The sequence below is a fragment of the uncultured Formosa sp. genome (genome assembly GCF_947500765.1).
Taxonomy (GTDB): domain Bacteria; phylum Bacteroidota; class Bacteroidia; order Flavobacteriales; family Flavobacteriaceae; genus Formosa.
In genome coordinates, this window is the sequence record NZ_CANMTH010000008.1 from 34675 (window position 1) to 48855 (window position 14181).

Genomic DNA, 14181 nt, shown 5'->3' on the forward strand with positions numbered 1-14181 from the left:
GCTAAAAATTCAATTTTATTGATTTTACAATAAACTATATAATAAACTAATTAAAACCAAAATGAAAAAATTACACACACTTTTACTGTTACTCGTAACAGTGGGCTCCAGTCTTGTTGCCCAAAATATTCAAACATTGAGTCCAACAGATGATACTTACGCTGATGGAGGAAAATCTTCAGAAGTATTAAATAATACAGAACCAGAACAAATGTTAATCAAAACAGGATCAACAAGTGCTTATACACGTTCTGGATTTATAAAATTTGACATTTCTAATCTAAGTTTGGCAGATGTTGGAACAGCAAAATTAAGATTGTATTGTTATAATACACAGAGCACGAATATGGAAATTAGCGTTTTTAATGCCGATGAAAACTGGAGTGAAAATACGTTGACTTGGGATAATAAGCCAGTCGCAGAATTATCAGCTATTCGAAGTCAAAAAGTAACTTTAGATGCGTATGTCGAATGGCAAATTACGAAAGTTGTTCAAGATGCTATCTCAGACGGAAAAACAAGCGTTTCTTTAAGTCTGTCTGATTCAAATGGAGATAATAAATTAGCACGTTTTTATACTAAGGAATCTTCTAATGCCAACAAACCCCAATTATACATTAGTAGTGAAATAGAAAATTATCAAGCTTTAGAGGTTATCGATGATGCTATGGTAATTGGAGGAACAAATGCAGATACTAATTACGGAACAGATTCAAGCATACAAGTAAAAGGAGGGTCTTCTAATAATAGCTATGTTAAGAAAGGACTTCTAAAATTTGATTTAAATCTAATAGATCCAGATAAAATCAGTTCAGTAGGGACAGCAAGACTAAAATTATATGTTGTGGGTACAAATAATTCTACACCAGATATAAATGTATCTGTACTAGCAGTAGAAAATAGTTGGGATGAAGCCACCGTTACTTGGAATATGTATCCTACAATTATAAATACTAGTCCTTTAAGAACGACTAAAATTTTACCTGATGAATTAAATAAATATTATGAATGGGATATTTCTTCTCATGTTATTTCAAAATTAGCAGAACAAGGTACAGATGGAATTTTATCTCTAAGTGTTTTAGATCTTGAAGGTGCTAATAATGGAATAACTTTTAATACAAAAGAAAATACAAACTTACATCCTGTATTAGAACTCCTTGAGGTGCCAACAAATATACCAGATCAAGACACACCTGTTAGTGGGATATATTATGTAGATAATGTTGATGGAAACGATACTAATAATGGAGACACTCCCGATACTGCATGGAAAAGTTTAGAAAAAATAAATGAAATAACTTTTGGTGCTGGTACAAGAATCTTATTTAAAAGAGGACAGTCTTGGACAGGAACTTTAAAATTAAAAGGTTCAGGAGAGTCTAGTAATTCAATTATTGTGTCAAGTTATGGAGATGGAAATAAACCTATTATTAATGGTGCAGGTGCAACGGAAACAATTCATTTAGATGGTAATGAATATGTTGAGATAAGAAATTTAGAAATAACCAATTATGACTCGTCAGAAGAAGGCGGAATTTCTATGGAAGCATGGGAAGCTAAAAACATTACAGACTGGTATGAAAACCCTGCTGCTGGATACGATTTAACACCTAACACAAATAAGGTGGGAGTTAGAATTAATGCACAAGATCTAGGGGAAGTTAATCATATTCATTTGGTTAATTTAGATATACACGGTATAAATGGAGATAATGATGATAAGAACAATGGTGGAATTTATATGGAAATAAAAGGAGTCTTGGTGCCTACGTATTACAATGATTTTTTAGTTGAAGGATGTCATATTTATGATGTAGATAGAACAGGAATGTCAAACGTAAGTACATGGGATGATAGAACTTTAACAGATGCAGGAAACTGGACGCCTACTTTAAATTTTGTAGTTAGAAATAATATTTTTGAAAGATCCGGTGCCAATGCATTGATCTTAAGAAACGCAAAAGACCCAATGATTGAACATAACTTATTTTACCAATCTGCAATAAAAGGTTCTGGTAATGCTGCGTTTAATTTTAATACAGATGGTGCTATATTTCAGTATAACGAGTCCAGTTTTACAAAAGGAAATATAGAAGATGAAGATGCTGGCGGACTAGATAGTGATTTCAGAACTAAAAATACCATTCTTCAATATAACTATGTACATGATAATGCTTATGGTATGTTAGCAACTGGAGGAGGATCTAATGATTCTTTTAACGATAATACTATTTTTAGATACAATGTTATAGAACGTGATGGTTTAGTTGCTCGTGAAAATGGAGAGAAATTTGTATTCAAACTATCGGGACAAATAACCAATACTACATTTCATAACAACGTTATTTATTTGTCTCCAGAACAAGAAGGTGTAGATTTGATGTTTCATAAACAATGGAGACGAAAACCAGCGACTACAAATTATTACAATAATATTTATTACTTAGAAGGGGATAATCACAGCTATAATGTGAGTGCAAGTACAGGAAATACATTCTCTAATAATTTATTTTATAAAGTAGGTTCGGGTATTACAGTCCCAACCGATAATAATGCTTTATATGCAGATCCTTTATTTGTGGCTGTTAATGCAGGACCAGAAGGCTATAAGCTTACATCTAATTCACCTGCAATTGGTTCAGGAATGGAAATATCAGGAAATGTTTCAATAGATTATTTTGGAAATACAGTACCAACTTCTGGAACTATTGATATGGGCGTACATCAATTTAGTAATGAAAGTAGTGCGAACACTCCCGGAGGTTTTTCTAAAGATGAATTTGATGTATACTTACTAATTGGACAGTCTAATATGGCAGGTCGTGGAGAAATTGGAGATTTAGATGAAGTGCCTTTAGAGAATGCATATTTATTTGACGGGACAAATTGGGAAAATGCAAAAGCACCATTAAATAAATATTCAACAGTTAGAAAAGATATTGAATATCAAAAATTAAATCCAGGTTATACGTTTGCTAGAAAATTAGCAGCTTATACAAATAGAGGTATAGGACTGGTTGTAAATGCACGAGGCGGAACAAAAATTGAATTATGGGAAAAGGGCTACAGTGGAGCAGACGATTTAGATTTATATGAAGAAGCCGTTGCCCGTTTACTAGAAGCAAAGAAAGATGGTGTGTTCAAGGGAATTATTTGGCATCAAGGAGAATCAAACCAGAATTCTAGTAGTACCTATATGCAAAAATTGAAACAATTAGTTTCTGATTTAAGAACAGATTTAGGAGAGAATGCATTTTTTGTAGCTGGAGAAATTAACAAATGGAGAGCGGCTTCAGTACCTATTAATACTGTAATTAGTAGTATTTCTGATGATATTAATCAGGCAAGTTTTGTTAAATCGGATGATTTAGCTCCTATAAATGGAGATTTAGAAGATCCGCATTTTGATACATTTAGTCAACGTGTTTTAGGAGGATTATATGCCGATGAAATATTAGAAAATGTATATAGAGTAAATGCAAGTGTTGCTTTAGTATATTCGCAATGTGATTTTGCAGGTTATAAAGTAAGTTTAAAAGCAGGGATTTATAATTTGCAAGAATTAGAAAAATTAGGTATTCATGATAATGCAATTCGTTCATTACAATTGGAAGAAGGGTACGAAGCGTTACTTTTTACAGGACAACAAGAAGGACAATCTGAATTAATTAGTAACTCAAAAGATTGCTTGTCTAATACAAATGTATCCGATAATGTTTCATCTATAATTATAGGTAAAACAGGAACAACAGGAGGTATGCTTTCTATAACTGATATTTCGGAAAAAATAGGAGATATAATTATTAGCCCAAATCCAGCACAAAATAGGGTTAAAGTAACTTTTCCTTCTAATTTTAATATATCAAATTCAACTTTAGTTCAAATTATAGATTTACAAGGAAGAGTTATTAATTTAAATATAGCAGAAAGTAACAAAACTGTAAATTCAATAGAGTTTAATTTACAGAATCTAGATTTAAATGCTGGACTTTATATCTTAAGATTAGTTTCAAATAATCAAATTTTTAATAAAAAATTAATTATTAAATAAATTATAGAGTTATGAAGTTTAAGGTAGCCCTTTGTCTTGTTTTTTTATGTATTGTGGGCACTACAGTAAATGCACAATTAAGATTGCCTGCTATTTTTTCAGATCATATGGTTTTGCAACAGCAAACGCAAGTTCCGATTTGGGGCTGGGCAATACCAGGAGAAACGATTTCTATTTCTAACTCTTGGACTAAAGAAAAAATAAGCGCAAAAACAGGTCTCGATAGTATTTGGAAAGCAGAAATTTTAACGGGTAAGGCTGGAGGGCCTTATTCGTTAAAAATAAAATCATCGCGTAACACAATTCAAATAAAGGATGTTTTATTAGGTGAAGTTTGGGTGTGTTCCGGACAATCTAATATGGTGTTTAGTTTGGGGTCAAGCTTAAATGGTAAAGAAGAAGTTGCTAAAGCTAATTATCCTAATATTCGATATTTGGACGTTAAACGCCAAGTAAGTAATACTCCATTGTTAGATATTCCGGGGTCCGAGTGGACAGCAGTTCGCCCAAATAAAGCCGAAAAATATTCTGCAATTGGTGTCTTTTTTGCTGCCAAATTACAAAAGGAGATGAATGTGCCAGTAGGCATTATTGAAGTCGCTTGGGGAGGTACTGCAGCCGATAATTGGACGCCACACGACCTGCTTAAACAGGACCCTAAATTAGATGTCGCTTTAGAGCGCTATAAAGAATGGGAAGCCAATTTTGCCGTAGATTCTATTGGTTATTACTCGCAATTAGAGGCCAAGGAACAAGGAATTATTTCAAGTAAACCAGAAATGCCTACGTCTTTATTTATAAAAGCCAGACCACACAGAGCTCCAAGTGTATTATACAACGGACTTATAAATCCGTTAACAAATTTTGGTATTAAAGGTGTGCTTTGGTACCAGGGGGAAACCAATAGAAAATGGCATGACGAGTATGCATATTTATTTAAATCAATGATAGGTAGTTGGAGAAAAGCTTGGCATAAGGATTTACCCTTTTATTTTGTTCAGATAGCACCTTTTAAAGGAAGTATTGAGGAAGTTTCAGATATTATGGAAGCTCAATTACAAGTGTATAGAGAAGTCGATAATACAGGAATGGTGGTAACTATGGATGTTGGTAATATGAACGATATTCACCCAACCAACAAAAAACCTGTAGGAGAGCGTTTAGCAAATTGGGCTTTAACTAAAAGCTATAACTTTAACAATATAATTGTTTCGGGACCTTTGTTTAAAGATACTAATGTTGATGCAGACACCTTGTATGTGAATTTTGATTTCGCTGAATCTGGATTACATACAAAAGGAGCTCCTAAAGGATTTGAAATTATTGAATTTGAATCTAATGGAAGCCATAAAGATCCATATGCCATAACGCCCGTAATTGAAAATGATAAACTGATTTTTAATATTAAAGATCTTCAAAAACCGTTTATTCTTCGCTACGGTTGGGCAGAACAAATGGAATATGCAAATTTATTCAATAATGTAGATTTACCAGCATCTTCATTTAGAGTGTTGATTAAATAAAGCAATCAAGAATTGGTGTAAAGACATTACATTTAATATTGAATCGATTATAGAAACTTTTATGTCAGATATTAGAAAAGTGTTATATTCTATTTTTTTATTTAATGCTAATAAGGAAGCCGTATAAGAGTATTATTTTTATATAAAAAACAGAACTATTGAAATCAATTTTTTTTCAGTAGTTCTGTTTTTTTTTGTGTAATTAATCAATGTATTTTAAATCATATCAAACAACGAATGTTCATTTAGCTGTTGTTGTTCACGAAATTTTATTTCATAATCTTCTTGTTGCTGATTGTATCTTTCTTTTAATCGATTGTAAGTTTTTAAAGGCCAATTGTTAGATGTAGATTTCTGAAGTTCACACCCTATTAATATATCAAGCGAATGTTGTTTAGATTCTCGTATAAATATAGAAAAAGGAATTTCGTTGTTTTCATTCATACATGCAATAGTAGGTTCAGATTCTATTGTAAAATGTCCTAAACTAATTTCTAATTCACCTCTGAAAACGGTACAATTTTTATTACTATTAGTTGTTATTTTTTTTCCTTCTATAAAAGGTTTTATAGTTTTAGATGTATTTCCAACTTTAAAATTAATTTGTATTGCTTTTTCGTTATCTGTAGTTACTTGATATCGTAAAACAGCTTTTATAGGCACATAACCAACCGGTACTTTCATTTTATTCATGGTAAGAATATCTGGTGTAGCATCTGTAAAATCTTCATTACCTACTATTTTTGTTTGTAAATCAAGGCAAGGTTTACGATGTTGAAAGGACATCATAATATTTTTTTTATCAGGTAAAGCCTGTTTTATTTTTTTTGATATTCTTGGAACATCAAAATGATCAGGAATGAGTAAATCTAATGTGCCTTTTTTTAGCTTTTCGTATAATCTGTTAGCTTCGGTACCTTCTTTTAAAGTAAATTTTGAATTTAATTTAGAAGGCGGAGAATCGGTAATGTCGCGAGTTGAGTTGTCAATATCTATCATAATACAAAGGGATTAAACGTTACATATGATTATTGAAATTCGTTACAACATTTTTTAATTTTAATTTAATTAATAAGAGAGTTCCTGAATTTCTAAACCATTAAAGTGTTTTATTCATAAAAATTTAATATTAAAACTGTCAAAATTCTAATCAACTTAAATTTAAAGATAAAAAAGCATATATATTCTGAAATTCAGATATTTAACTTTTTTTGTAGTCCAATTCAGTATAAAAAATTGCTAATTAAGGACTTCTTTTATAAATAGTTTTGAGAGGAGCTTTTATAGTTTAAAAAAATGAATTTAAAATCGTGTACTAAAATTGTAGTGGTTATGTTAAAAGCTTTGTCAGATTACCAAAATGTAACGAGTATAAGCACAACATATTATATTTTTATTTATTAGAATAAGTTTAAAATCAATTATTTTTTAGTTCTGTTTTTAGATAAAAGATAAGATTTAAAGAGTTATTCCCTTGATTTTTAGAATTCATAGTATTTTACCTCATAATTTTATAATTAGTTGTTTTTTGAGTTGTTAATTTTAGATAATGAATTTTTGTTAATTAACTTTCCAAATGTGTAGGTTTTAAGAAAAGAATAGGTAGTTTTAGAAACAATTTGTCAATTACTTGAATGATTTTATATAATTACGATAATGAAGATATACTTATAAATAGGTTGAAAGTAGGCGATGAGGCTGCTTATAAGCACCTATATAAGTTGTATTATTCAGAATTATGTAATTATATAAATACAATTTCTGGAAGTATGGATGTGTCTAAAGATATCGTACAACAAGCGTATATAAAAGTTTGGAATAAAAGAGAATCTTTAAGTATTGAATACTCCTTAAAAAAATACATGTTCAGAATTGCATATAATTTGTTTATAGATTTAAAACGCGAACATACCAAAAACAATCTTCTTATAGAGCAACTAAAATATCAAGTAGTTAATGATATGGTTGAGTCTCCTGCAGTAGATTTCGATAAAATGCTTCATCTTTTAATTACCGAAGTCGATAAGTTGCCAGAACAGTGTAAAAAAGTGTTTTTATTAGGTAAAAAAGACGGTTTAAAATATAGAGAAATATCTGAAGAACTTAATATCTCTATTAAAACTGTTGAAAGACATATGACTAAAGCTTTAAAAAGACTTCGAGAAAACCTAAAAGAAAGCTCAGGATCAGTGTTTTTACTTATCAGTTATTTAAACAAAGATTTCTTTCTTAAAAACTAATTTCATTTTATTTTAAAAATATTGTCAATTACAGTGGGGGTATTCAATAAAAAATACGTCTTAGCTATATATGTTTAATATTTTTGTTAAAAATGAAAGAATTCAACGCTAAAAAAACCATTATAAAGTATCTAGATTCAGAAGCCACAGCTTCAGAAAAAGAACAACTATATAAATGGGTTGAAACAAAGAAAAATCAAAAAATATTTAAAGAGTTTGTAAAAGCACAACAACTTATAGATATAGAATATAAGTGTGTGGATTCTGAATCTGCTTTTAACGACTTTTTAACCAAAATAGATAAGGATACAAAAACGCGTAATTTCAAAGTTTTTATGCCTTATTTAAAATATGCAGCGATTTTAATAGGTGTTTGTTTTGCTACATTTTATTTCTCTAAGCAAAACAGTTATAATAGTATTCCGTTAGATCCTAATCAGGTGTCTTTACAAATTCTTAATAAAAATAGCGAGTCTATAAACTTATCGGAAGATAAGGTTATTACAGCAAGCGGGGAGTATGTTGCCGTTTTAGAACACGGTATTTTAAAATATACCAAGACAGCTTTAACAGCTAAGAAATCAAGTAGTAATTATCAGAATATTCTTAAAGTTCCTTACGGAAAAACATTTAAAGTCATTTTATCAGACGGTTCACAAGTCTATTTAAATTCAGGTTCAACATTAAAGTATCCAAATGCATTTAATAAAGATAAACCAAGAACGGTATACCTAGAAGGAGAAGCTTATTTTGATGTTGCTAAAGATAAAAAACAATCTTTTTTAGTGGGGTCAAAACGGAGTTTGGTTAAAGTTTACGGAACCCAATTTAATGTCTCTTCTTATTCAGGTGAATGTCGTACAGAAATTGTTTTAGTTGAAGGTTCTGTAGGGGTTAAACAAAATACAGCAGAACATAATAAAGATACTTTTCAATTAATAACACCTTCCCAAAAAGCATTGCTTACTACAAATTCTGATACTATTGAGATTACAAATGTAGACGTTGAAAAATATATAGGATGGACAAAAGGTGTGCTTGTATTTGAAAATGAGCGATTTGATAATATTACAAAAATATTAGAACGCCATTACAACATATCTATAACAAATCATTTTGACGACATAAATACATTAAGATTTAATGGAAGCTTCCAAAAAGATAGTATAGAACAGGTATTAAATACAATTAAAATGCACACAAACTTTTCTTATACAAGAAAAGGGAAAACAATAATAATAACTAACCCTAAACAATAATAATATGATTTTATGAAAAATATGAAAAGTAACGTTTTAAGAGGTTCAAATTAATTTGAGTCTAATAGCTACATTAAAACGTATACTCATTTCTTGACTCAAGAATAACAACAATTTACCAACCTAAATAATTAATAACTTTATGAAAAGAAAATTATACAAAATAAAAAGACCAAATGTTACACATGTAACAAAAGCATCCTTTTTTATACTGCTCCTTTTTGTTACTAATGTGAATGCTACAGTTTTAAATAATCAAAACGAGATGGTGTCTGTTAATTTAAAAAACAAACCCCTCGATAAAGTATTTGAAACCATAACAAAATCTTCAGGTTATCGTTTTTTTTACGAAACATCAGAAATAGATGTTCATAAAAAAATAAACTTAGAGTCAGGTAAAGTTTGCTTGTCGGAATTATTAAATGAATTATCAGAAAACTCTGATTTAAATTATAAAATTACTTCTAATCAAATTGTTGTTACTAAAAAACTTCACGATTTAGAAGAGACTAACAAGTCTATTAAAGAAGGTGTAGAAGCTGTTCAATCTATACTAAAGGGTATCGTTTTCGACGATACAGGATTTCCGCTTGCTGGAGCTACGGCCCATATAAAAGGTACAAGCACAGGTGTAATTTCGGACATCGATGGGAATTTTGAATTAGATATTCCTACTGGAGATGTTGTTATTATAGTTTCTTACGTCGGGTATAAAACACAACATATAGATGTTTCTGGAAAAACATCTGTAACTGTAACATTAACTCCAGATGCAGCAGCCTTAGATGAAGTTGTAGTTGTAGGTTATGGTTCATTATCTAAAAAAAGAGTAACAGGTGCAGTTGCATCCGTATCGCCTAGTGCAATTGCCGATATTCCAGCAGTGAGTGTAGAGAATGCTATTGTAGGACAAGTTGCAGGAGTACAAGTGCAAGAGGTTTCTGGTGAACCAGGATCTAGTCCTAATATACGTGTACGTGGATCAGGATCTATTTCAGCAGGTAACGATCCATTATTTGTTGTTGATGGTATTCCGATATCTAAAAATTTAACAACGTTAGGGATTCAAGGAGATTTAGCACGAAGAGGAGGATCTTTTCAAGCACCTCCTGTAAATCCGTTAGCAACAATTAATCCTAATGATATTGCATCAATAGAAATTTTAAAAGATGCTTCTGCAGCAGCTATTTATGGTTCTCGAGGAGGTAATGGTGTGGTGTTAATTTCAACTAAAAACGGAACCTCTTCAGATAAAGGAAGACTGTCTTTCGATACTTTTTATACAGTACAAAGTGTAGCTAATAAAGTAGATTTAATGAACTCTGAAGAATTAATAGACTATACAAGAGATTCTAGAAACAATGCGTATTTATCAGATAATCCAGGTGCTTCTGCAGACGATCCTATAGGACCAGGAGATAGAGGTAATGAGAATTATGAAATGCCAGAATCCTTTCTTAATTGGGACGGTACAGATACAGATTGGCAAGATTTAATTTTTAAAACAGGATCTATTCAAAGTTATAATTTGTCTTATGACACGCCATTGTCTAATAAAACAAGTTATCATGCTTCGGGTGGTTACTTTAAACAAGAAGGAATTATTCCTAATTCGAGTTTCGAACGTTATAATTTAATGCTTAATTTAAATTCTAAGTTAAACGATAAATTTACATTAGATTTAAGAATAACACCAACAATTACAGAAAACCAAAGACAACCAGCATCTGCACCATATTTTGCCAGACCACCAGGAATTGTATATTCTGCTTTGGTACAATCACCAACTGTAAGTCCATATAATTCAGATGGTTCTCCAAATCAAACAAATAATCAATCTCATTTAGGTGGTGGTACCACAACAGCAAGTAACCCTCTTGCTATAATTGATGCGGTAGACGATAAATTATTTCAATTTCAAACCAGAGCATCTTTAGGGTTATCTTACGAAATACAACCAGGCTTAACATTAAAAACGTTTGGAGGATCTTATGTAAATCTTTATAATAGAGATTTTTATAGAGCAAATACTTTGCTTTATAGAGAAGCTACAGAAGGAGAATCTTACGCACAAGCCTCTTCTTCTACAGAGTTAAATTGGTTATGGGAAAACACACTTAACTGGGAAAAAGAATATGGCGTACATTATTTTAATGCCGTAGCTGGATATTCTGCTCAAAAAGATATTATAACTATTAAACAAGTACAAGCAGATAATTTTCCAGATGATTTAGTCCATACCATAAGTGGAGGTCAGGTTTTTGCAGGTAGTTCTGCAAGAGAAGAGTGGTCTTTAGCCTCAGCATTATTTAGAATAAATTATAGTTACGACGATAAGTATTTGTTTACAGGAACATTTCGATCAGATACTTCGTCTAGATTCGGGAAAAACAATCAAACAGGGTATTTTCCTTCTTTCTCTGCAGGATGGCGAGTTAGTGAAGAAGATTTCATGAAATCTTTAAGTTTTGTATCAGAATTAAAACTAAGGTTTAGTTGGGGAGAAACAGGAAATTTTGAAATTCCTAATTATGGGGCAATTGGTTTATTATCTCCTAATAATTATAACTATAGCGGAAATGAGGCTAACGGTTTAATGCAATCTACCATTCCAAACCCAGAATTAACTTGGGAAAAATCTGCACAAACTAACGTAGGACTTGAATTTGGGGTAATAAATAACAGAATATTTTTATTAGCAGATTACTATAGAACCATTACTTCAGATTTACTTTTAAACGTTGGGATTACTTCAGTTTCAGGTTTCGAAACCACTTTACAAAATATTGGTGAAGTTAAAAATGAAGGTTTTGAAATTGCTTTAAAAAGTAGAAACTTAGTTGGAGAATTTACTTGGGAAACAGGCCTTAATTTTTCAACAAATAAAAATGAAGTATTATCTCTTAACGGAGATAACGAGCCAATATTTTCAACTGGTAGTGCTGGAATTAGACACATAACTAAAGTTGGTGAAGCTATTGGTAGTTATTATGGATATGTTGTAGATGGTATTTATCAAAACGAAGCAGAGATACAAAATGCTCCGGTAGATACGCAAGCACCAAATGCAGGACCAGGAGATTTTAGGTTTAAAGATGTAAATGGTGATGGAGAAATAACTCCAGACGATAGAACAGTAACAGGGAGTTATTTTCCAGACTTTACATGGGGAGTGTCTAATAAATTTACCTATAAAGGTGTAGATTTTACATTCTTAATTCAGGGAGTAGAAGGAAACGAAGTTTTAAATTTAACATCTAGACACTTAAAAAATGGAGAAGCAAACTTTAACTCTTATGCCGTTTTTAATGATAGATGGAAATCTGAAGCAGATCCTGGAAATGGAAATATTCCTAGAGCAGATAGATTATCTGGAAATCATGGTAATAATAACAGAATTTCTTCTTTTCAAGTTGAAGATGGTTCTTTTATTAGATTAAGAAACATGACTTTAGGGTATACTTTACCCAGTAAAGAAGTGTTTGGAGAATCTATAGATAGACTACGTTTTTTTGTAACAGGAACTAATTTATTTACTATAACAGATTATTTAGGTTACAATCCAGAGGTAAGTAATAGCCCTACAAGTAGTTTAACACCTGGAGAAGATTATGGAGCTTACCCATTAACCAAATCATTTACTGTGGGATTAAATCTTTCTTTCTAATTTAAAAACAACGCAATATGAAAAAAATATATATATGCTTAATAGCCTTAATTACACTAAACGCTTGTAGTGACGATTTTACAGATTTAGCTCCAATTTCTAATAGAAATGAAGCCGATTTTTATACTACAGAAAATGATTTTATTTCAGCAATTAATGCAAGTTATGCAGGTTTGCAGGACGATGGAGTTTATGGGCGTGCCTATTGGACCATGTTCGAGATGCGAGGAGATAATACAGATCAAGGTGCAGATGGTACAGGTTTAGCAAGACAATTTACCGAAATAAATGCGTTTACAGAAGATGCTTTAAACGAACAAGTTACTGCAGCATGGACAGGATCTTATTCTGTAATAGCTAACTGTAATGTTATTTTATCTAGAATTGAAGGCGTAGAAATGACAGAAAGTATTAAAACAAGAATCATAGGAGAGGCTTTGTTTTTAAGATCTTTAATGTACTATCACTTAGCCGTTGCTTATGGTAATATACCTTTACAATTAGAACCTTTTACAACAGGAGAAGAGTTAACACAGGTAGATGCCTCAACAGTTTATACACAATTAATTTTAGATTTAACCACAGCAGAATCTAATTTAAGTACGTCTTATTCTGCTAGTGATTTAGGACGAGCAACGAAAGGTGCAGCAGCAACATTATTAGCAAAAGTATTATTAACAATCAATCAAAATTCTGAAGCTGCAACGGTATTAAGAAGAATACAAGCAAGCTATGGCTATAGTTTAGTTGAAAATTATGCAGATTTATGGGGAGCTACTAATGAAAATAATGAAGAATCTATTTTTGAAGTCGAATTTGTAAGTGGAGGAATAGGTCAAGGAAGTGCTTTTACCAACGATTTTTCTCCAAGTGCATTTTTACAAACCGGACAGGGGTATGGTAGAAATAGACCAACTTCAGAAATGGAAACCTCTTATGTAGATGGCGATGCGCGTTTTACATCTTCTATGGGGGCAACTTATATAAATGCTGAAGGAGAAACCATAGATGCTAATTATGTTAGAAAATATGAAAGTGATCCTCCAACAGAATACGATGCAGAAATAAACTTTGTTGTTTTTAGATATGCAGATGTATTATTAATGCTTGCTGAAGCGTTAGGAGAAACAGACGAATCTTATAGTTTAATTAACCAAGTTAGAGATCGCGCAGGCTTAGATCCTATAAGTGCTACAACTCCAGGAACTTTTAGTGAAAAACTATTAGAAGAAAGACAAGTAGAACTGGCTTTTGAAAATCACAGATGGCCAGATTTAAAACGGTTTGGTGTTGCTGCAGAAAAAGTGAGTGAAGCAGAACCTATAATTGCTGCATCTAGTGTAAGAGATCTGTTCTTTATACCTCAAAGAGAAATGGACATTAACACAAACTTTGTACAAAACTCCAACTAAATAGCTCCTTCTTTAGCCATCATAAA

Annotated in this window: 7 protein-coding genes; 6 read left to right on the forward strand and 1 reads right to left on the reverse strand. The window is 31.4% G+C overall.

What is annotated here, in order from left to right:
- Positions 1-61 precede the first annotated feature (61 nt).
- Both Q1B05_RS13965 and Q1B05_RS13970 read left to right on the forward strand, forming a co-directional pair.
- The gene (locus Q1B05_RS13965) at positions 62-4054 is read left to right on the forward strand and encodes a DNRLRE domain-containing protein (RefSeq protein WP_299781569.1); all 3993 of its coding nucleotides are present in this window, start codon (positions 62-64) and stop codon (positions 4052-4054) included.
- 11 nt (positions 4055-4065) lie between these two features.
- Complete coding sequence (locus tag Q1B05_RS13970; RefSeq protein WP_299781570.1) at positions 4066-5577, forward strand: sialate O-acetylesterase; 1512 nt, start codon at positions 4066-4068, stop codon at positions 5575-5577.
- A gap of 216 nt (positions 5578-5793) precedes the next feature.
- Here the strand turns inward: Q1B05_RS13970 and Q1B05_RS13975 are convergent, their stop codons facing one another.
- Complete coding sequence (locus Q1B05_RS13975) at positions 5794-6576, reverse strand: hypothetical protein (RefSeq protein WP_299781571.1); 783 nt, start codon at positions 6574-6576, stop codon at positions 5794-5796.
- A gap of 635 nt (positions 6577-7211) precedes the next feature.
- On the opposite strand from Q1B05_RS13975, the gene Q1B05_RS13980 reads away from it, so the two are divergent.
- The 4 genes from Q1B05_RS13980 (at position 7212) to Q1B05_RS13995 (ending at position 14155) form a co-directional block, all read left to right on the forward strand.
- The gene (locus Q1B05_RS13980; RefSeq protein WP_299781572.1) at positions 7212-7817 is read left to right on the forward strand and encodes an RNA polymerase sigma factor; all 606 of its coding nucleotides are present in this window, start codon (positions 7212-7214) and stop codon (positions 7815-7817) included.
- Between the two features lie 92 nt (positions 7818-7909).
- On the forward strand, positions 7910-9076 hold the full coding sequence (locus tag Q1B05_RS13985) for a FecR domain-containing protein (protein ID WP_299781573.1): 1167 nt from the start codon (positions 7910-7912) through the stop codon (positions 9074-9076).
- 142 nt (positions 9077-9218) lie between these two features.
- Positions 9219-12743, forward strand: coding sequence for a TonB-dependent receptor (locus Q1B05_RS13990; protein WP_299781574.1), 3525 nt, complete (start codon positions 9219-9221; stop codon positions 12741-12743).
- Positions 12744-12760: 17 nt separating this feature from the next.
- On the forward strand, positions 12761-14155 hold the full coding sequence (locus tag Q1B05_RS13995) for a RagB/SusD family nutrient uptake outer membrane protein (RefSeq protein ID WP_299781575.1): 1395 nt from the start codon (positions 12761-12763) through the stop codon (positions 14153-14155).
- The last annotated feature ends 26 nt before the right edge of the window (positions 14156-14181 follow it).